The 19,234-nt window shown below is 61.9% G+C and carries 17 protein-coding genes; 4 read left to right on the top strand and 13 right to left on the bottom strand.

From position 1 onward, the window contains the following. Positions 1–6 precede the first annotated feature (6 nt). Positions 7–933 (bottom strand): tRNA pseudouridine(55) synthase TruB, encoded by a 927-nt coding sequence (truB, locus tag RA24_RS17770; protein ID WP_039193272.1) that lies wholly within the window; start codon positions 931–933, stop codon positions 7–9. A gap of 137 nt (positions 934–1,070) precedes the next feature. On the opposite strand from truB, the gene RA24_RS17765 reads away from it, so the two are divergent. Then, positions 1,071–1,724, top strand: coding sequence for an RluA family pseudouridine synthase (locus tag RA24_RS17765; RefSeq protein WP_039172246.1), 654 nt, complete (start codon positions 1,071–1,073; stop codon positions 1,722–1,724). 7 nt (positions 1,725–1,731) lie between these two features. On the opposite strand, the gene RA24_RS17760 is transcribed toward RA24_RS17765, so the two are convergent. Next, positions 1,732–2,286 carry a helix-turn-helix domain-containing protein gene (locus tag RA24_RS17760; protein ID WP_039193271.1) on the bottom strand — a complete coding sequence of 185 codons (555 nt, stop codon included), beginning with the start codon at positions 2,284–2,286 and terminating at the stop codon, positions 1,732–1,734. A 105-nt stretch (positions 2,287–2,391) separates the two neighbouring features. On the opposite strand from RA24_RS17760, the gene RA24_RS17755 reads away from it, so the two are divergent. Both RA24_RS17755 and RA24_RS17750 read left to right on the top strand, forming a co-directional pair. Beyond that, positions 2,392–3,105, top strand: a complete 714-nt coding sequence (locus RA24_RS17755) for an AzlC family ABC transporter permease (RefSeq protein ID WP_019295123.1) — start codon at positions 2,392–2,394, stop codon at positions 3,103–3,105. Next, positions 3,098–3,391 (top strand): AzlD family protein, encoded by a 294-nt coding sequence (locus RA24_RS17750; RefSeq protein ID WP_039193269.1) that lies wholly within the window; start codon positions 3,098–3,100, stop codon positions 3,389–3,391. The genes RA24_RS17755 and RA24_RS17750 overlap by 8 nt, the downstream gene beginning before the upstream one ends. A gap of 203 nt (positions 3,392–3,594) precedes the next feature. On the opposite strand, the gene RA24_RS17745 is transcribed toward RA24_RS17750, so the two are convergent. After that, on the bottom strand, positions 3,595–5,034 hold the full coding sequence (locus tag RA24_RS17745; protein WP_019295125.1) for an aldehyde dehydrogenase family protein: 1,440 nt from the start codon (positions 5,032–5,034) through the stop codon (positions 3,595–3,597). Between the two features lie 267 nt (positions 5,035–5,301). Here RA24_RS17745 and RA24_RS17740 point away from each other — a divergent pair, with 267 nt between their 5' ends. Continuing rightward, a complete protein-coding gene (locus tag RA24_RS17740) occupies positions 5,302–5,952 on the top strand; it encodes a peroxiredoxin (protein WP_019295126.1) in 651 nt (216 codons plus the stop codon). A gap of 53 nt (positions 5,953–6,005) precedes the next feature. On the opposite strand, the gene RA24_RS17735 is transcribed toward RA24_RS17740, so the two are convergent. From RA24_RS17735 to RA24_RS17690, 10 genes are all read right to left on the bottom strand, one after another. Continuing rightward, complete coding sequence (locus RA24_RS17735; RefSeq protein WP_039193267.1) at positions 6,006–7,163, bottom strand: rhamnan synthesis F family protein; 1,158 nt, start codon at positions 7,161–7,163, stop codon at positions 6,006–6,008. Positions 7,164–7,214: 51 nt separating this feature from the next. Next, on the bottom strand, positions 7,215–8,093 hold the full coding sequence (locus RA24_RS17730; RefSeq protein ID WP_039147716.1) for a glycosyltransferase family 2 protein: 879 nt from the start codon (positions 8,091–8,093) through the stop codon (positions 7,215–7,217). A 79-nt stretch (positions 8,094–8,172) separates the two neighbouring features. Then, a complete protein-coding gene (gene pnp, locus RA24_RS17725) occupies positions 8,173–10,317 on the bottom strand; it encodes a polyribonucleotide nucleotidyltransferase (RefSeq protein ID WP_039172234.1) in 2,145 nt (714 codons plus the stop codon). A gap of 245 nt (positions 10,318–10,562) precedes the next feature. Further along, positions 10,563–11,882 carry a M16 family metallopeptidase gene (locus RA24_RS17720; RefSeq protein ID WP_039193266.1) on the bottom strand — a complete coding sequence of 440 codons (1,320 nt, stop codon included), beginning with the start codon at positions 11,880–11,882 and terminating at the stop codon, positions 10,563–10,565. Next, entirely contained in the window at positions 11,879–13,222 is a 1,344-nt protein-coding gene (locus RA24_RS17715) for a M16 family metallopeptidase (RefSeq protein ID WP_039193264.1), read from the bottom strand. The genes RA24_RS17720 and RA24_RS17715 overlap by 4 nt, the downstream gene beginning before the upstream one ends. A gap of 175 nt (positions 13,223–13,397) precedes the next feature. Continuing rightward, positions 13,398–13,919 (bottom strand): DUF3035 domain-containing protein, encoded by a 522-nt coding sequence (locus tag RA24_RS17710; protein WP_019295132.1) that lies wholly within the window; start codon positions 13,917–13,919, stop codon positions 13,398–13,400. A 55-nt stretch (positions 13,920–13,974) separates the two neighbouring features. After that, on the bottom strand, positions 13,975–14,457 hold the full coding sequence (gene lspA / locus RA24_RS17705) for a signal peptidase II (RefSeq protein WP_039193262.1): 483 nt from the start codon (positions 14,455–14,457) through the stop codon (positions 13,975–13,977). Positions 14,458–14,473: 16 nt separating this feature from the next. Next, entirely contained in the window at positions 14,474–16,063 is a 1,590-nt protein-coding gene (purH, locus tag RA24_RS17700) for a bifunctional phosphoribosylaminoimidazolecarboxamide formyltransferase/IMP cyclohydrolase (RefSeq protein WP_039193260.1), read from the bottom strand. 24 nt (positions 16,064–16,087) lie between these two features. Then, positions 16,088–17,830: a heparinase II/III family protein gene (locus RA24_RS17695; protein ID WP_039193258.1), complete on the bottom strand. Its 1,743-nt coding sequence runs from the start codon at positions 17,828–17,830 to the stop codon at positions 16,088–16,090. Between the two features lie 99 nt (positions 17,831–17,929). Next, the gene (locus tag RA24_RS17690; RefSeq protein ID WP_039193256.1) at positions 17,930–19,192 is read right to left on the bottom strand and encodes an RsmB/NOP family class I SAM-dependent RNA methyltransferase; all 1,263 of its coding nucleotides are present in this window, start codon (positions 19,190–19,192) and stop codon (positions 17,930–17,932) included. Between the last annotated feature and the right edge of the window lie 42 nt (positions 19,193–19,234).

Raw genomic sequence — 19,234 nt, 5'->3', positions numbered from 1 at the left:
GCTTTGTTAACCAGCGCTGCCGTCCTGGTTGAAGACCCGGGAGGGATGCAGGCTGCCGGATTTGTAGACGCCGACCGCAACCGCATGGCCGTCGAGCGACGCCCAGGCCTCATCGCCGTATTCAACCTCATCATTGGGCATCACCATGCCCGGGTTGCCGTTACGCAGCCGCACCGCCCCTTCGGGGGTGCATTTGACTTCCGGCAGATCAGCCAGCCCTTCCTCCAGCGGACGAAGGTACTGGTCCAGTTCCGTGGTCCGCGCCAGGCGGTCGATCTCCTCCAGCGAAATCCCGTCCTCAGCCGCATCAAACGGGCCGGACCAGATCCGGCGCAGTTCCTTAACGTGGCCGTGGCAACCCAGCGCCGCGCCCAGGTCCCGGGCGATGGAACGCACATAGCCGCCCTTGCCGCAGGTCATTTCCAGCACCACGTGGTCCGCATCGGGGCGATCCAGCATGATCAGCTCCTCGACCCACAGCGGGCGGGCCTCGATCTCCACATCCTCACCATCGCGGGCGAGCTTGTAGGCGCGCTGGCCGTCGATCTTGACCGCGGAGAACTTGGGTGGCACCTGCATGATCTCGCCCAGGAAGGGCAACAGCGCCTCCTTGATCTGCGCGTCGCTGGGACGTTCGGCGCTTTCGGCAATCACCTCGCCCTCGGCATCATCCGTGTTGGTCGCCTGACCCAGCCGCACGGTGAAGGTATAGGCCTTCAAGGCATCGGTGATATAGGGAACGGTCTTGGTCGCCTCGCCCAGCGCAACGGCCAGAACACCGGTTGCTTCCGGGTCCAATGTGCCCGCATGGCCGGCCTTCTTGGCCTCCAGCGCCCAGCGCACCTTGTTCACAACCGCCGTCGAGGTCAGCCCCGCGGGCTTGTCCACCACCAGCCAGCCGGAAATATCGCGCCCTTTGCGTTTGCGTGCCATGCATCGTCCCCATGTGTCAGTGAGGCGCGCCGGTTACCGGATCGCCGGGACAGTGTCAATTTAACAAAGGTGCTGCAGGCGGGAAAGCGGCGCGGCGCCGCTTGCCCTTGGCCGGCTTCCGCAGTAGGCAAACGCCCATGGCCGTATCAAGCGAATACACACCGCCGCAGGACCCGCTGGAGATCCTGCACCATGACGCCGAAATTCTGGCGGTGAACAAGCCTGCAGGCCTGTTGTCTGTGCCGGGGCGCGGCGAGCATCTGTCCGACTGCCTGATCACCCGGATCCAGGCAGCCTTCCCTGAGGCCCTGCTGGTGCACCGGCTGGACAGGGATACCTCCGGCGTGATGGTCTTCGGCCTGACCCCCCATGCGCAGCGGCACCTGTCGATGCAGTTTGAAAAGCGCACCGCGAAGAAGGCCTATGTAGCACGGATTGCGGGCAAGCTGGAGCCGCGCAGCGGCACCGTGGACCTGCCGCTGATCGTCGACTGGCCGAACCGGCCCAAACAAATGGTCTGCCACGAGACCGGCAAGCCTGCCGTCACCGACTGGCGGGTGATGAAATATGAGGACGCTGCCACGCGGGTGCGGCTGACCCCCAAAACCGGGCGTTCGCATCAGCTGCGGGTGCATATGCTGTCACTTGGGCACCCGATCCTAGGCGATCCGCTCTATGCCACTGGCGCCGCGTTGGAGCATCCGCGCCTGATGCTGCATTCAGAGGAGCTGCGGATCAAGCATCCTGACAGCGGCGAGTCGCTGAAATTCCGGGTAAAACCCCTGTTTTAGAGCCTGATCACGGCGCTTCCATCACCATCAGGAACACGGTGTCCGCTTGCTGCGCCTCGTAGGTATGGTGGTGATCCCCCGGATAGGTAAAGTAATCGCCCGGCCACAGCTGCTCCTCCTGCCCTTCCGGCCCAGCCCGCATCTGCCCGGAACAAATCAGCATATGCTCCACCGTGCCGCGCGGATGCGGCTGGGCGCGGCGGATCTCTCCCGGCTGCATCACCACGCGGTAGACATCCCGGCGCACATTCGGCGGGCTGCGCGACAGCAGGACCGCGGCAAAGTCCGACTGTTCTGACTCCAGCACCTCTCCTTCGTTTGCGCGGATCAGCTTTGTGGCCGGCGCCTCGGTTTCAAACAGCAGGCTTAGCGGGATATCCAGCGCTGCCGCCAACGCCCAAAGCGTCTCTACACTGGGGTTTCCATTGCCTGCCTCCAGCTGAGACAGGGTCGATTTTGCAATTCCCGCCTCGGCCGCGAGTGCCGACAGCGACTTTCCCGCGCGGCTGCGTTCGCGCTGGATGGCCGCGGCTATCATCTTGTGGGGCGCTGATGTGTTCATTATTTCATCCCATCGTTCACCTTGACGAACAATTCGTTCGTTCGGTAAAGAAGCCTCACGTTCGGCTTAAATGAACATCCCGCCTTTTTCCAGAGGAGCCTTGCAATGACCGTTCAGGACATAACTGCTCAGCCCCCTGCCCGCGGCCAGCTGCTGGCCGGGTTGCGGGACATCCTGCCGCTGGCAGTCGGCGTCGCTGTCTATGGCGTGGCCTTTGGCCTTTTGGCCGCTCAGGCGCAGATGAGCGGGCTGCAGACAGGTGTGATGGGCACCATCGTCTTTGCCGGGTCCTCGCAGATCATCGCGGTAGAGCGGCTGGTGGCAGGCGCCGGTGCGGGTGCTGCCCTGCTGGCGGGGCTTGCGCTGAACCTTCGGCTATTGCTGATCACGGCCTCATTGCGGGATGAACTGGCCGGGCGCCCCTGGTGGCAGGTGCTGCTTGGTGTGCATCTGGCCACGGATGAGAACTGGGCGCTGATGCACGCGACGCGCGCCCGCGGCAGCATAGCGGGCTACTGGTATCTGGTGGGCGGCGGATTGGCGCTGGTCGCGGTCTGGGTTCTGGCCACGGTTGCAGGTGCGGGGTTCGCGGCGGCCGTACCGGAACCTCGCGCCTTGGGCATGGACTTTGCCTTCACTGCCGCCTTTATCGCCATCTTGCGCTCCTTATGGAGCGGCAACGCCATGCTGCTGCCATGGGCCGGATCCGTTGCCATCGTGTTGCTTGCAGGTTTGCTGTCTCCGCTGGATCCCACCTGGACACTGATCCTGGGCGGCGTCAGCGGTGCGGCCATCGCAGGAGCATTTGGCCATGACTGAGACGTGGACCCTGATCCTTGGCTTGGCAACGGCAACCTTTGCGGTGCGTCTGTCGGGCTATCTGCTGGGCCGGAGGCTGCCGGATCACGGCCCCTGGGCGCGCGGGCTGCAGGCGCTGCCGGGTTGCCTGATCCTGTCGCTGGTCACCTATCTGCTGATGCAGGGCGGACCGCAGGAATGGACCGCAGGCACAGCCGCCTTTATGGTGGCGCTGATCACCCGCAGCCTGCCGCTGACAATGGGCACCGGAATTGCAGTAATCTGCCTGCTTAGAGCCTATTTCTGACCAGAACTCTCAACACCCATTGAGGGTTAAGCACCGCTCAGCAGCCCCCTGCCCGTGCGCAGCACGAGCCACGCCCGAGCCTGAATGCGGTCCGGCGCAGCCGGGCGGCCTGAAGGCGCGGGAGCACCGCCCCGTCGCGCACAATGGCGCAAAAAGAAAGCCGCCTCGGAAGGCGGCTCTCCATTGCTTCGAACGTATTAAGCTTACTCGGCAGCCCAGCCGCCGACGGCTTTCACTTCCAGGAAGTCCTCAATGCCCCATTTGCCGCCTTCGCGGCCCTTGCCGGACTGTTTCATGCCGCCAAAGGGCGAGCCTGCCGAGCGGGACTTGCCGTTCATCTCCACCATGCCGGACCGCAGCGCACGGGCCATGCGGTTGGCGCGGGCGCCATCCTGGGTCTGCACGTAGTTTGTCAGGCCATAAGGCGTGTCGTTGGAGATCTCGATCGCTTCCTCTTCGGTCTCGAAAGGAATGATCGACAGCACCGGGCCGAAGATCTCCTCCCGCGCGATGGTCATCTGGTTGTTCACATCGGCAAAAACCGTCGGCTTCACGTAGAAGCCCTTGTTCAGCCCGTCCGGACGGCCGGTGCCGCCGGCCACCAGTTTGGCGCCTTCGTCGATACCCGCCTGGATCAGGTCCTGGATCTTGTTCCACTGCAGTTCATTGACCACCGGGCCAATGTGGCGGCCTTCCTGATCGGCCGGGCCGACCTCCACCTTGGCTGCCACTTCCGCAGCCTCGGCAACCACGCGGTCATAAATGCTGTTCTGAACCAGCATCCGGCTGGGCGCGTTGCAGCTCTGGCCGGTGTTCTGCATCATGTGCAGCACGCCGCGCTTCACGGCCTTTTCATCGGCATCTTCAAAGATCACGTTGGCGCCTTTGCCGCCCAGCTCCAGATCCACCTTCTTGAGGGTCGGTGCGGCGGCCTGGGTAATGGCGACGCCTGCGCGTGTAGAGCCGGTGAAGGAAATCATGTCCACATCCGGATGGGTGGTCAGCTGCGAGCCGACCCCCGGGCCGTCGCCATTCACCAGGTTGAAGACGCCCGCAGGGAAACCGGCTTCATCCATCAGCTCTGCAAAGATCATTGCGTTGAGCGGGCTTTGTTCCGACGGTTTCAGCACCATGGTGCAGCCAGCGACTGCGGCGGCGCCGACCTTGAGTGTCACCTGATTCATCGGCCAGTTCCAAGGCGTGATCAGGGCGCAGACGCCCACAGCCTCGTGAATGATGCGGTCGTTGGGGCTCCGGTCATTCAGCGGTGCGTCAAAGGGAAACTCCTTGGCCGCGGCGATAAAGTTGCGCAGGTGCCAGCTGCCGGCGCCAACCTGCGAGGTGCGCGACATGTCGATCGGCGCGCCCATTTCCAGCGACATTGCCTGGGCAAGGTCCTCGGCACGGGCCTCATAGACGTCGATCAGCTTCTCGACCAGCGCGATGCGCTCTTCCACCGGCGTCGCCATCCAGCCTGGCAGCGCCGCCTTGGCAGCGGCCACCGCGGCGTTGGTGTCGGCTTCAGAACCCAGCGAAATCACTGCACAGGGTTCTTCGGTCGAGGGGTTGATCACCTCGAAATCATTTGCGGCGGCGGGGGCGACCCACTGGCCGTTGATGTAAAAGTCACGTTTTTCGATCATCTGGGAACTCCCAATTCAGACGTATTCCTGGCACCGGCTTGCCGGTTTTGCGGCCACTCTGTCACTGCACCCAGAAGGGAGCAAGGGTCTTTGCTGCATAATTTGATCAAATTATTGCAAGCCCTGTCAAGACCCGTGCCAGGCAGCTGCCGGCCCGGCGAGCAGAGATATTTTGCGGTTTCCTTGCACGGCTACTTTATCGTTGCGTTAGAGTACTTAGGTAGCAGTCAAGACGACTCAATATTTAACTGACAAGGAGATACCGCCATGGGTTTGCGCATTAACGACACGGTCCCGGATTTTACCGCGGAAACGGATCAGGGCAGCATTACATTCCATGACTGGATCGGCGACAGCTGGGCGATTCTGTTCTCCCACCCCAAGGACTTCACCCCTGTCTGCACCACCGAATTCTCAGCGGTTGCGCAATTGGGCGACGAATGGGCCAAGCGCAACACCAAGGTGATCGGCGTTTCGGTTGATGGTGTCGAGGACCACAAGAAGTGGAAAAAGGACATCGAGGAATACGGCAAGGCTGCGCCGGGCTTCCCGATCATTGCCGACGACGGGCTGGCGGTGTCCAAGGCGTTCGACATGCTGCCTGCCGAAGCCTATCTGCCCGATGGCCGCACCCCTGCCGACAGCGCCACCGTGCGCTCGGTTTTCATTATCGGCCCGGACAAGCAGCTGAAGCTTTCGATGACTTACCCAATGACCGTGGGCCGCAACTTTGCCGAGATCCTGCGGGCACTGGACGGGCTGCAGATGACGGCCAAGGGCGTCGCCACCCCGGCGAACTGGGTGCCCGGCGAGGACGTGATTATCCCGCCTGCGGTTTCGAATGAGGATGCCAAGGCGAAGTTCGGCGACTTCGAGACCATCTTCCCCTACCTGCGCAAGGTGAAAGCGCCGGAATAAAGCTACCAGGATGCGGCCTTGTCAGCACGCTGGCGCGGCCGCATCAATCAGACTCAAAAGCCCTTGTGCCGCCTGATATCTTCGATTTCCTTCAAGATCACCCTGCCTTCAGGTCCATCAAGCGTCTTGGCAAAATCGTAAACCCTGTCGGAGTTTTCCTGGTCTGCTGATACCAAAGATTTCTTGAGGAACGCAAAGCCATGCTTCTTGTGAAGCAGGCTTGGCAGAACATAACTGACCCCGATACGCGCCGCGATTGTCAGCATGAGCTTTATAAGTTTTTCCCGCTCCTCTTTCGATCTTTCCGCGTCCAATCCAGGAACAGAACGCGTAAGAAACTCCTGGCTGACCGCGTCATCGAGATAGGTCAACGAGCGGGCCAGCTTGTTGATTTCGGCATTTGAGCAGCTCTGCAAAACCTCTGGCAAACTGCGAATGTCATAGGTTGCCCCGTGCGAGAATCCGTTTTTCAAAGCAAAGCGGGTCATACCAATTTCTCCCCGGCGAACCACCTTGTTCTTTTTCTTGGTCAGGGGATACTTTTGCCAATATTGCTGGTAGCGCTTGCTTCGCAGCAGTTTGGGTCCAACGGACAACGCATAAGATCCGTAGTGAAAGTGACGCAATCCAGGATCAAATTCCCACTGTATCTGTTCATATTGATCCGGCGTCACCCGAGATATTCCAAAACTGGTCGCAGCTGCTGCGTAGTCCACACCCAGATCCTCGGCATCCTGCAACCAATTGCGGGACCCCGGCAACGGAAACCAGCTGGAATCGTTAAGAAGCACCAAGCGATCCAGAGTTTCCAGGCTGCCTTGAAGCGACAGAACACCGTCCCGGTAGCCGCCAAAGTCATAACCGACATTCGGTCGCTCCAGCAGGCGCCAGCAGTTTGCCTTCAGGTACTCCGCATCCTCGCCCGTAACAGGCAGATTTGAAACAACCAGAGGCGCATAGTTGTTTTCGCGGAGGTACCGGAGTGCCAGCTTATGGCTTTCGAGCAGCCCGCCTTGCGGGAAGATCAGGTAAATCGCAACACGCGATCCCGCTGGAACACCACCATCTGTCTGCCTGATCCGGCCAGCGAGAAACATGTCATAAAATCTGGCCCCGAACAAAAAGGAGCCGACATGACCAGGCAGACTGGGCAGCTGTTGAAACGGGCGCTTCAATTCCCGGGTAATTTTCCAAAGCGGGGGCAGTTTCATCGTCTCTGGCCTCTTTAATTATTAAAGACCCTGGTACTCGCGCACTGGCTGTTAGGCCCAAGGCGGAAGCTGGTCAGCCTTTTCCCGTCCGGGGCTGCTGAGTATAGCGCGGAAGTAATACCAGGCCTTGGCCCGTTTGCGGGCCGACAGGAGGTTAACCGGCGAGATCAGCTGCAGTACAGCCTCTCCCAGAGCACGCAGAAAGCCGAAAGGCTGGCCATGCTTGCGGGCGGCATAAACCCGCGACTGCCCCATGTACCAGGCCTTGAGCGCTGCAGTTTTAGCGGAACGCTCGGTGGAATGGCCCAGCAGGTGACGGACTTGCGCGCCGTAGACATACCGAAGCGGGCCGCATTCTGCCTTCAGCCGCAGGCTAAGATCATCGTCCTCGTGAAACAGAAAAATCTTGGGGTCAAAGCCGCCGACCTTGTTAAATGCCGCCTTGCGCACCAGCAAAGCACCGCCGGACAGAACGGGCACCTCTCCATCCTGTTTCGCGGCATCGCGGCTTAGCCAAAGCGATTTCGCAATCAGCTTGCTGCGGCGTTTGAAGAACAGCGAACCGTCGCCTTTGACGATCCGGGTGTTAAAGGCTGAAGCTTCAGGATGGGCATCAGCAGAAGCCAGCAGGTGCTCCAGCGTGTCCGGGAAAAGCTCAGCATCCGGGTTCACAAAGAACAGAAATTCGGTATCTGCCAGCTCCGCACCCTGGTTGCAGGCGCGGCCAAATCCGGCGTTTTCAGAGTTGGCAATGAAGCGGGCGCCATGGTCTGTGGCCAGGATCCGGGTTGCCTCCGCGTCGCGTGAAGCGTTGTCGACGAGAACCACGGGAATCCCGGACGGGATGGAGCGCAGCAGATTCTCGACAATCACCGAGGAGTTATAGGTGACCGTGATGATGGAAATTCGGGAATTCAAAGGCTGGTCCATGAGCGTCCCGGCAGAAATTGAATAGCCCGGGGCACGGCTTATGCGCGCCCCGGGCTGTTTATGTGTGGTCAGAGAGGGATTAGTCCTGCTCTGCCTTTTCTTTCTTCTCCGGCGCGATTTCTTCGCCGGTTTCCTGATCCACGATCTTCATCGACAGGCGGACCTTGCCGCGGTCGTCGAAGCCCAGCAGCTTAACCTTCACTTCCTGGCCTTCCTTCAGAACGTCTGACGGATGGTTCAGGCGGCGGTTTTCGATCTGGGAGACATGCACCAGGCCGTCGCGCTTGCCGAAGAAGTTCACGAAGGCGCCGAAGTCGACGATCTTCACGACCTTGCCGGTGTAGATCTGGCCTTCTTCCGGCTCTGCCACGATCGAGTAGATCATGTCGTAAGCCTTCTTGATGGCCTCGCCGTTCGGGCTGGCGATCTTGATCACGCCATCGTCGTTGATGTCGACCTTGGCGCCGGACACTTCGACGATCTCGCGGATCACCTTGCCGCCGGAACCGATCACTTCGCGGATCTTGTCGGTCGGGATCTGCATGGTTTCGATGCGCGGTGCGTGGACCGAGAACTCGGACGCTTCGGTCAGAGCTTTCGCCATCTCGCCCAGGATGTGGATACGGCCGTCTTTGGCTTGTGCCAGGGCTTTCTCCATGATCTCGGGCGTGATGCCGGCAACCTTGATGTCCATCTGCAGCGAGGTGATGCCGTTTTCGGTGCCTGCCACTTTGAAGTCCATGTCGCCCAGGTGGTCTTCGTCACCCAGAATGTCGGACAGGATCGCGTAGGAACCGTCGTCTTCCAGGATCAGGCCCATCGCAACGCCGGCAACCGGTGCCTTCAGCGGAACACCTGCGTCCATCATCGACAGCGAACCGCCGCAGACCGATGCCATCGAGGACGAACCGTTCGATTCGGTGATCTCGGAGACAACGCGGATGGTGTAGGGGAAGTCGGTTGCCGCGGGCAGAACCGCCTGCAGCGCACGCCATGCCAGCTTGCCGTGGCCGATTTCGCGGCGGCCCGGGGAACCGACACGGCCCACTTCGCCAACAGAGTACGGCGGGAAGTTGTAATGCAGCAGGAAGTTGGATTTGAAGTTGCCGTGCAGCGCGTCGATGAACTGCTCGTCGTCGCCGGTGCCCAAAGTGGTCACGACCAGACCCTGGGTTTCACCGCGGGTGAACAGGGCAGAACCATGGGTCCGCGGCAGCAGGCCGGTTTCGGACACGATGTCCCGGATCTCGTCGGTCTTGCGGCCGTCGATCCGTTTGCCGGTTTTGACAACGTCGCCGCGCAGGATGCCGGCTTCCAGCTTTTTCAGCGCGGAACCCAGATTGGCATCTTCCAGTTGCTCTTCGGTCAGAGCGCCCTTGATGGTCTCGCGGGCAGCGGCAACAGCGGCGGTGCGCTCCTGTTTGTCGCTGATCGCAAATGCGGCGCGCATCTCGGTTTCACCGGCGGCCTTAACGGCTTCATACAGCTCGGAGTAATCCGGCGGGGTGAAGTCGAACGGCTCGTTTGCGGCTTCTTCGGCCAGCGAGATGATCAGGTCGATCACCGGCTGGATCTGCTCGTGGGCAAATTTCACGGCACCCAGCATTTCTGCTTCGGACAGTTCGTAAGCTTCCGATTCCACCATCATCACGGCGTCTTTGGTGCCGGCAACAACCAGGTCCAGACGCTGTTCCGGGTTCAGGCGCAGGTCCTGCATGTCGTCGACGGTCGGGTTCAGGACGTACTCGCCATCCTCGAAACCAACGCGGCAGCCTGCGATCGGGCCCATGAACGGCGCGCCCGACAGGGTCAGTGCCGCCGAAGCCGCGATCATTGCAACCATGTCGGGGTCGTTGACCAGGTCGTGCGACAGCACGGTGCACATCACCAGCACTTCGTTCTTGAAGCCGGGGACGAACAGCGGGCGGATCGGACGGTCGATCAGGCGCGCGGTCAGGGTTTCTTTTTCGGTCGGGCGCGCTTCGCGCTTGAAGAAGCCGCCGGGCACCTTGCCCGCAGCATAGTATTTTTCCTGGTAGTGCACGGTCAGCGGGAAGAAGTCCTGGCCGGGCTTCTGCTGACGGGCAAAGGTCACGTTGGCCATGACCGAGGTTTCGCCCAGGGTGGCAATCACGGAGCCATCAGCCTGGCGGGCAACCTTGCCGGTTTCCAGTGTGAGCGTCTCTTCGCCCCACTGCATCGATTTTTTGGTGACGTTAAACATCTAGCGTATCCTAATTGGGAGCACTCCCGGCCCTCCGGGTCTCCCGTTTGCGTGGCGGCCCCATTGCCGCCGGCCCCATCTATCTTTCTTTCGCGTGCCGGGGCCCTGGCACATCGTCTCAGACAGGCCCGCCCATACAGGAGTTTCAGGCAAAATGAAAGAGAAAGCGGCAGCACCCCGCCGCCATGGGCGGCAACGCGCTGTGTCAGGCTACAGGCGCTGCAGTTGCTTGCGCCAGGTCCGGGTCAGTTGGTGGTTTCCAGTCCTTCCGGGCGGCCCGCGATGGTGAAGTGCAGCCCGTCCGGATCCAGAAATTCCGCCGCAAAGCGCTTCACATCTTCAAGAGTGACAGCATTGATGCGGTCATTTCGGGTTTCCACATAGCTGATGGGCAGATCATCCATCTGCATTCCCGCTAGAATGGAGGCGATGCGGCTGTTGCCGTCGAACCGCAGCGGGTAGGCGCCAGTCAGGTAAGTCTGAGCGTCCTTCAGCTCCTTCTCCGTAACGCCTTCCTCTGCCATACGGCGCCATTCATTGCGGATCACCTCCACCGCCTCGGCCATCTTGCCGTTGGCAGAGGCCACCGAGCCCATGTAGACGGCCGCAAGATCGCGCGGCACCAGATAGGAATAAACCCCGTAGGTCAGCCCGCGTTTTTCCCGGACTTCGGTCATCAGCCGGGTTTCAAAAGAGCCGCCGCCCAGGATCTGGTTCATCACATAAGCGGTGAAAAAGTCCGGATGTTCGCGCTCGATACCCTTTTGACCGAACAACGCCACCGATTGCGGGGTATCGAAATCAACTACGGTCACGCCACCCTCAATCGTCACGTCGGCAGGGCCGGGAATCGGCGCACCCTTATCCGGCAGCGTCCCCAAGAGGTCGTCCAGCAATGTCCCAAGCTCTTCGGCAGTGATATCACCGACTGCACTGACATAGAGCCTGTCGCGGGCAAAAACAGCTTCATAGGCATCGAAAATGTCCTGCCGGCTGAGCGCGGCAACCGAGTCCAGCGTTCCCTTGCCGTCGCTGCCATACGGGTGATCGCCATAAGCCATTTTGGCGAAGGCCAGGCCGGCAATATTGTTGGGGTTCTTGGCATCAGAGCGCAGCCCGGCCAGCACCTGCGCCCGCACCCTGTCCAGCGCGTCCTGGTCAAACCGCGGCTCAAAAAGCGTTTGGCGCAACAGCTCCATCGCATCATCCCGGTTTTCAGTCAGGAAGCGGGCAGAGATGGAGACGGAATCCTTGTCCGCGTCATAGCTGAATTCGGCGGCCAGGGATTCCAGCGCCCGCGCATAGTCTTGCGCGCGCAAATCGCCTGAACCCTCTTCCAGCAATCCAGTCATCAGGTAGACCCCGCCGCGCTTGCCCGGCGCGTCCAGGGAGGTACCGCCGCGGAACCGCAGTTCGAGCGCTGAGAAGGGAATCGTATGATCCTCTACCAGCCACGCAGTGATGCCACCGGGCGACGTCACTTCCTGGATCTTGATTTCAGCCCAGGCGGGCAGCGCCAGGAACCAGGCGAACAGCGCAGCGGCGGCAAGCTTCAGCAGGTTCACTGGGTCACCTCCTGGCTGCGTGTCATCCAGCCTGTCACCGATGTTTCCGGCCGCAGGACTTCACTTGCGGCAGCGATGATCTCATCTGCGGTGACCGATTGCAGAATTTTCGGCCACTCCTGCACGTCCTGCACCGTCAGACCGATGCTCAGCGCCTGACCATAGCGGTTGGCAATGCCGTTCACATTGTCCCGGTCATAAATTTCAGCGGCGCGCAGCTGCAGCTTGATCCGCTCCAGTTGGGCTTCGTCCACGCCTTCCTCCAGGAACCGCGCAATAGTGGCGTCCAGAGCCGCCTCAGCTGCCTCCATGCCCGTGCCCTCTGCAGGCACGATCAGCAGGGTGAAAGACGTATCATCCAGCGTGCTGCCGGAATAGAAAGCACCGGTGTAGACTGCGACCTGCTGGTCGAATTGCAGCGCATTTGCCAGGTAGGATGTGTTACCGCCGCCCAGAAGTTCCGCCAGCAAGTAAAGCGCCGCAGCCTTCTGCTGATCGCCGCTATCACGTTCGGGGGCCAGGTACGAACGCTGCACATATGGCTGCGCCACGCGCGGGTCCTCGAAGGTCAGACGACGGGCAGCGGTTTGCGGCGGTTCCTGGCTGCGGAAGCGTTCGGGCAAATCCGGATTGGCCGGAATCACGCCATAATATTTCTCTGCCAGCGCCTTCACCGCGTCCGGCTGCACATCCCCGGACACGACAAGGATGGCGTTGTTGGGCGCATAGTAGGTCCGGTAGAAGGACAGCGCGTCCTCCATGTCGAGACTTTCCATCTCGTGCCGCCAGCCGATCACCGGCTGGCCGTAGCGGTGATTGAGATACTGGACCGCCTGCAGCTGTTCGCGGAACAGCGCAACCGGGTCGTTGTCGGTGCGCTGGTTGCGCTCCTCCAGAATGACCTCTCGTTCGGTGACGATATCCTCCTCGTTGAGGTGGAGGTTGGTCATCCGGTCGCTCTCCATCTGCATCATCAGCTCCAGCCGGTCGGCGGCGACACGCTGGAAATAGGCGGTGTAGTCATAGCTGGTGAAGGCATTGTCCTGGCCGCCGTTGGCGCGCACCGTTGCAGACAGCTCGCCCGGTGCCAGCTTGTCAGTGCCTTTGAACAGTAGGTGTTCCAGGAAATGGGCGACACCGGACTGGCCTGGCGGTTCATCCGCGGAACCGGCCCGGTACCAGACCATCTGCTGCACCACTGGGGCGCGGTGATCCTCGATCACCACCACATCCATGCCATTGTCCAAGGTAAACGCGGTTACCGCCTCATCCTCAGCCTGTGCCGGGGCGGATAAGGCAGCACTCAGCGCTGCGGCGGCCAATGTGATCCTTGGGATCATCTGGCATCCTCCAATTTTTGCACGTTTGCCCTTGCCCGGCAGGGTGCGGTTACTGCTCTTTTGCTCATTTTGGTCAATGCAGCCACAAATCGGCGCCCATTGCCAGCAGAAAGACTGCTGTCAACCTACGCCGCCGCTGGCGTCATGCAAGATTGGCTGGCGGAAAAGTGAGCGTTCAGGACTCTTCTTCAGGCGGCGAAGAGGGCGTAGCCGCACCAGCTTTGCGGAATTGTTCGCTGACTGCGAAGGGATCAATGCTCTGCTTGCGGTACAGCTGCTCGTAGCGGTCCACCGGGACAATCTTGATCCGGCCCAGGTTACGGTTGCGGTGGCGGAATTTTGCATCTTCCGAGGCCAATGTCTCCCGCACGCCTGCCTCTACTCCGTACCGGCTGGAAGCGGTGACCAATGCGGCATCACCGGATGGCACACCGGCCGCAGGCACCAGCGCGCCAGGCTTGCCGCCCAGCGCGGCAACTGCGTCAGCGCTCGGATTTGGGTCGGTCAGATTACTGCCACCGGGGGTCGGTGCGGGAAGGGCCGCATAACTGTCCGGTGCGGTCAGAGGCTTGGATGGCAGGATCAAAAACTCATCGGGGCCGGATCCGGGTTTCTGCAGGACACGCAGCCCTTTTTGCGCGCAGCCGGACACTGCCAGCGCGCCTGCAAGAACGATCACTCCGAACGGGATCCGCATTGCCCCAAACTCCTGCCTGTTTCCCAGCGCTTTTAACGCAATTGCCTGGCGAGGTCTACGCAGGCTTTTTACGGCGCCCGTCAAAGAAGATTAGCCCCGCTGCGCCCGCAAAAATGAAGATGTCCGCAACATTGAACACAAACGGGTTCTGAATGCCGCAGCAGGATGTGTTGAGGAAATCCAGGACATAGCCGTAAAGCAGCCGGTCCGCGACGTTGCCCAAGGCACCGCCGATCACAAGGCCGGCTGACAGCTGCATGCCTCTGGACTTGCTCTGCCCCCGCAATAACCACACGGCCAGAGCAATGCAGATCACCACAGAGAGCCCGATCAGGATCCAGCGGGCGGTCTCGTCGCCGCCGCCGAACAGGCCGAAGTTGATACCGGTGTTCTCACCGTAGCGGAAGTTGAGAAACGGCGGCAGCACGTCAATCCGGTGGCGCTGATCCAGCCCCATCCAGTGGATCACCAGGTATTTGCTGGCCTGATCCGCCAGGAAGGAGAGGACTGCGCCCCAGATCATCCAACGTGCTGCCATGACTCAGTCGCTCTGCTTAGTGGCGGAAGTGGCGCATGCCGGTGAAGACCATGGCGAGGCCTTTTTCGTTGGCCGCCTTGATCACCTCGTCATCGCGCATCGAGCCGCCCGGCTGGATCACGCAGGCACCGCCCGCAGCCGCCGCTTCCAGCAAACCGTCCGCAAAGGGGAAGAACGCGTCCGATGCCACCGCACAGCCCCTGGCGAGGCTTTCCTCGAGGCCCAGTTCAGCAGCCATGCGGCCTGCCTTGGCGGCAGCCACATTGGCGCTGTCCAGACGGCTCATTTGGCCCGCGCCGACGCCGACGGTTGCGTTGTCTTTGACATAAACGATGGCGTTGGATTTGACGTGCTTGGCAACCTTCCAGGCAAACAGCAGGTCCTGCATCTGGGCGTCAGACGGTGCCTTTTCGGTCACCACCTTCAGATCGTCCATGCCGACATAGCCAACATCCTTGTCCTGCACCAGCATGCCGCCGGCCACCTGCTTGTAGGCTACGATGGGCTTGCGCGGATCCGGCAGGCCGTCAGTCAGCAGCAGGCGCAGGTTCTTCTTGGCGGCAAAGATTTCCTTGGCTTCGTCCGACGCGCCCGGAGCAATTACCACCTCGGTGAAGATCTCGGTGATCTTGGCGGCGGTCTCCGCGTCCAGCGGCTGGTTCAGCGCCACGATGCCGCCGAAAGCGGAAGTGCGGTCGCAGTCGAAAGCCTTCTGATAGGCTTCTGCCAGGGTTGCGCCCTTGGCAACGCCGCAGGGGTTGGCGTGTTTGATGATCGCAACGGCCGGGCTTTCGGACGGGTCGAATTCCGCCACCAGCTCATACGCTGCGTCCGTATCGTTGATATTGTTGTAGCTCAGCTCCTTGCCCTGCAGCTGCACGGCGGTGGCAACGCCCGGGCGGTTCGAGCCATCAGTATAGAAGGCAGCTTCCTGATGGCTGTTTTCGCCATAGCGCAGGGTCTGCTTAAGCTCGCCGGCAAAGGCGCGGCGCTTGGGCGCTTGCAATTCCAGTTCACCCGCCAGCCAGTTGGACACAGCCGCGTCATAGGCTGCAGTACGGGCATAGGCCTTTTGCGCCAGCTTGCGGCGGAAACGCGGGCAGGTCGCGCCGTCGTGCTGATCCATGTCGCCCAGCAGCTTTTCATAGTCCTCGACATCCACAACCACATTCACAAAGGCATGGTTCTTGGCTGCCGCGCGGATCATCGCCGGGCCGCCGATGTCGATGTTCTCGATGCAGGTGTCATAGTCTGCGCCTTTAGCCACAGTGGCCTCGAACGGATAGAGGTTAACGACCAGCAGGTCGATGGCGCCGATGCCATGCTCATTCATCGCGGCAACATGGGTGTCGTTGTCGCGCAGCGCCAGCAGGCCGCCATGCACCATCGGGTGCAGGGTCTTGACCCGGCCGTCCATCATTTCCGGGAAGCCGGTCACTTCGGAGACATCCTTCACGGCGAGCCCTGCGTCACGCAGCGCCTTGGCGGAACCGCCGGTCGAAAGCAGCTCGACACCGCGCGCGGCCAGCGCCTGGCCCAGCTCAATCAGGCCGGTCTTGTCGGATACGGAAAGCAACGCACGGCGTACGGGGTGAAGGTTGGTCATGGCAGGGCAGGTCCTTTTAAAGGCTCAGTCAAACGTCTCGGGTTCGTCCCGGTTCAGGTCTCGCACGGCAATGGCAGTCTCCTGCGCTTTGCTGAGCGTCCACCGGACGCGGGTGGCATATCCCATCGCCCGCCCGGATAAAACGATCTGCTTTGCCGCACGCGGCTTCAAGCGGGTCTTTTCCAGGAAAACGCTTGGCTCCAGCCGCAGATGGCAGGCGCCGTCATGCCGGAACACCCAGATTTCCCCGCTCTTGAGCGCCATGGATACTGCTGCGCCGCCCAAGTCAAGGGTTGCATCGACTTCAGGGTGCAGATGCAGGCGGATATCAAAGCTGACACCACCATCCGGGTTGCTGCTGCTGGCCTTGTCAAAGCGGGCCTTGGCCGAATCTTCCAGCGCCAGCAGCATGTCCTCCCCGGCCAGGGCGCGGCCGTCAAAGGATAGATCCAGGGTGCGGGCATGGGTCAGGCCGAAATGCGCGGCATAGCCGTTGTGGCCGCCCTGGAAACGCAAGCCATCGGTCAGTTCAGCAAGGTCAAGCGGCACATCATCAGGCGCCTCGATCAGTTCCTCATGGCCGGTGGTTTTATGCGGCGCGGCCAGCCTGGCGCTGGAGTGGCCTTCGATGCACAACGTGCTGTGCGAGGGCGTCGCCCGGCCGGCGCGGCGCCACTCCACCCCAAAGGACTCGCCCGACCCGCAGTTAACAACGAGCGGCCTCCGGCCAGAGGTCAGTTCAAACGCAAGAGTCGAGGCATGGCCATTATAGGAGGCCTTGCCCGTGGGCGGCGCCGAGGCATCCACGATTACAGAGGTCCGCCGCGCCGACAGCCGGGTAAAGCCCATTGCCAGCCCGTCTGCATGGCGCTCGGCCACATGGCTGGCTGCCAGCGCATGATCCAGTCGCCCCTCCAGCCCGCGGCCGCCACCATGGAATCGCGCCAGCCCGCCGTCACTGTGGCGCAACGTGCGCAGGGTCGGCGCGATCCGTTCGATGGCGGCGATATGGGCAGGCGGCACCATCCGGCCGGCCTCATGCAGCGCCGCCGCCGCCCAGGTCAGGAGGGTGAACACCTCCAGCAGTTCTTCCGGGTTGCGGGTCGGCAAGCCGCCCTGCTCGTCGATCTGGGCCTCGCATTCCGCCGCCAGCGCCTTGACCGCCGGATCGGCCAACTCCTCGCGGCCTTGCAATGAAAGACCTGCATAGATCAGCCCGCACAGCGCCTCAAACCGCGGCAGCCCGGGCGCAGCCCCTTGCCAGCGTTGCGCCAGATACCATGTCTGCTGCGCCAGGGAGCCATAGAAGGCTTCGGTCTCGTCCTTATCCTTGCCGCTTAGCAGGAACAGCGCGTGGTTGATCCAGCGGATCACCCGCCGCCCGGTCAGGTCCGGCAGCCAGGCCAGCCCTCCGCCGCGCCCATGCTGTTCAATCCAGCCCCAGACCCATTTCTGCGCCTTTTGCCGGGCCTTGAAATCGCCAACAGCCGCCAGATCGTCGAGCCAGGCAAACCCGTGCCGTTCCGCGTCAAAGGCCGTGTCCGGCGCGGCAACCTCCCACAGGCCGGTGTCTGGCGATTCGACCAGGTAGCCGGCAAACAGCAGATTGCCCGCCACCAGCTGCCGCCCGCGGGCAAAGCTGCCAATGGTACGTGGCTCCGGCTGCGAGACAAAACCGGTTGCCGCTGGCTGGCTGCGCGCGCGCCAAGCGAAATACCGGTTCAGCAGGCGGGTACCGCGGCCTGCCATTCTGTCATAAGTGGACATGCTCTGTTGCCTCACGCCGGATTGTGCCAGGGCGTTTTGGCGGGAGCATAGCGCGGGCTTCGGGCCAAGTCACCGGCGAATGCCGGAGACGCCCCGGGGTCACGCGGATTTGCGCAAAAGGGCCATGTAGAAACCGTCCATGCCGCCACGCTCCGGCCAGTAATCCGGGCGCAGGCGCAGGCCGCCTTCCTCGGTGATCCAGTCCGCATTGACGCCAGGCACTGTCAGCGCCTCACGGTCTGCGGCCATTTCCGGATACATGTCCAGCGCCTCTTCCACCTGGCATTCGCCTTCGTCCGGCAGCAGCGAGCAGGTGCAGAACATCAGCCGCCCGCCGGGTTTCACCAAAGTCCAGGCATGGGCCAGCATTTGCGCCTGCAGCTCAATCAGCTCTCCGAATTCGCTGCCGTCTTTGGCCTGCGGCAGATCCGGGTGGCGGCGGATAGTGCCAGTCGCAGAGCAAGGCGCGTCCAGCAGCACGGCGTCATACTGGCCGGTCTGCGCCAGCGCGTCCCCCACGATCAGTTCCGCCTGCAGTCCGGTGCGTTCCAGGTTTTCCCTGAGCCGGGCAACCCGGCTCTCCGAAACATCAACAGCCGTCACCTGTGCTCCGGCAGCTGCCATTTGCATGGTCTTACCACCTGGCGCCGCGCATAGTTCCAGCACGCGTTCACCAGACTGGACGTTCAGAATGCGGGCAGGCAGCGACGCGGCGGCGTCCTGGACCCACCAATCGCCAGCCTCATAACCCGGCAGGGCGGAAACCTGGCCTGCATTGGCGAGTCTGACAGAACCGGTTGGCAGCACCTCTCCGCCAAGCTCGACCAGATCAGCACCGGGTTTGCCGGTGATATCCAGCGGCGCGCCGGCAAAATGCGCGGCCTCGATGGCCAGCATTACCTCAGCGCCCCAGGCCTGCACCAGGGGTTTCCGGATCCAGTTCGGCAGGCGCGGCGTGCGCAGTTTGGCCCATTCCGCCGGACCTTCGTCAGCCACCTTGCGCAAAACAGCATTGACCAGCCCCTTGAGCTGCCCATGGCGGCGGTGCTTGGAGACAATCGCCACCATGGCATTGACCACCCCATGCGCGGCGGCGCCCGAGCACAGCTCCACCGTCCCCAGCCGCAAGGCATTCATGACAGTGAGCGGAGTTGATTTCTTCAGGTGTTTCTTGAGCACCCGGTCGGCACGTTCCAGGCTGCGCAGGGTTGCCGCTGCCAGCCGCTGTGCACGGGCTCGGTCTTCCGGTGCCAGCTTTTCCAGCGCCCCGGCGGCATAACACTCCGCCAGCAGCCGCCCCTCTCCCAGCACCTGATCCAGCAGGTAGACCGCAGTGCGGCGGGCGTGGTTGGCATCGGACATGGGGCAACTCCTTAGGGCGCGCCTTGTGCACGCGGGACAGGG

The sequence above is a fragment of the Leisingera sp. ANG-M6 genome (assembly GCF_000813905.1).
Classification (GTDB): Bacteria; Pseudomonadota; Alphaproteobacteria; order Rhodobacterales; family Rhodobacteraceae; genus Leisingera.
This window is presented reverse-complemented; position numbering and strand designations above follow the sequence as displayed.

Bases quoted from the DNA above. Each gene is read 5' to 3' on its own strand.
- purH (WP_039193260.1), bottom strand. From the start codon at position 16,063: ATGACCAACCTTCACCCCGTACGCCGTGCGTTGCTTTCCGTATCCGAC.
- RA24_RS17760 (WP_039193271.1), bottom strand. From the start codon at position 2,286: ATGAACACATCAGCGCCCCACAAGATGATAGCCGCGGCCATCCAGCGC.
- RA24_RS17755 (WP_019295123.1), top strand. From the start codon at position 2,392: ATGACCGTTCAGGACATAACTGCTCAGCCCCCTGCCCGCGGCCAGCTG.
- RA24_RS17730 (WP_039147716.1), bottom strand. From the start codon at position 8,093: ATGGACCAGCCTTTGAATTCCCGAATTTCCATCATCACGGTCACCTAT.
- RA24_RS17695 (WP_039193258.1), bottom strand. From the start codon at position 17,830: ATGTCCACTTATGACAGAATGGCAGGCCGCGGTACCCGCCTGCTGAAC.
- RA24_RS17710 (WP_019295132.1), bottom strand. From the start codon at position 13,919: ATGCGGATCCCGTTCGGAGTGATCGTTCTTGCAGGCGCGCTGGCAGTG.
- lspA (WP_039193262.1), bottom strand. From the start codon at position 14,457: ATGGCAGCACGTTGGATGATCTGGGGCGCAGTCCTCTCCTTCCTGGCG.
- RA24_RS17715 (WP_039193264.1), bottom strand. From the start codon at position 13,222: ATGATCCCAAGGATCACATTGGCCGCCGCAGCGCTGAGTGCTGCCTTA.
- RA24_RS17690 (WP_039193256.1), bottom strand. From the start codon at position 19,192: ATGTCCGATGCCAACCACGCCCGCCGCACTGCGGTCTACCTGCTGGAT.
- RA24_RS17750 (WP_039193269.1), top strand. From the start codon at position 3,098: ATGACTGAGACGTGGACCCTGATCCTTGGCTTGGCAACGGCAACCTTT.
- RA24_RS17745 (WP_019295125.1), bottom strand. From the start codon at position 5,034: ATGATCGAAAAACGTGACTTTTACATCAACGGCCAGTGGGTCGCCCCC.
- RA24_RS17735 (WP_039193267.1), bottom strand. From the start codon at position 7,163: ATGAAACTGCCCCCGCTTTGGAAAATTACCCGGGAATTGAAGCGCCCG.
- RA24_RS17740 (WP_019295126.1), top strand. From the start codon at position 5,302: ATGGGTTTGCGCATTAACGACACGGTCCCGGATTTTACCGCGGAAACG.
- pnp (WP_039172234.1), bottom strand. From the start codon at position 10,317: ATGTTTAACGTCACCAAAAAATCGATGCAGTGGGGCGAAGAGACGCTC.
- truB (WP_039193272.1), bottom strand. From the start codon at position 933: ATGGCACGCAAACGCAAAGGGCGCGATATTTCCGGCTGGCTGGTGGTG.
- RA24_RS17765 (WP_039172246.1), top strand. From the start codon at position 1,071: ATGGCCGTATCAAGCGAATACACACCGCCGCAGGACCCGCTGGAGATC.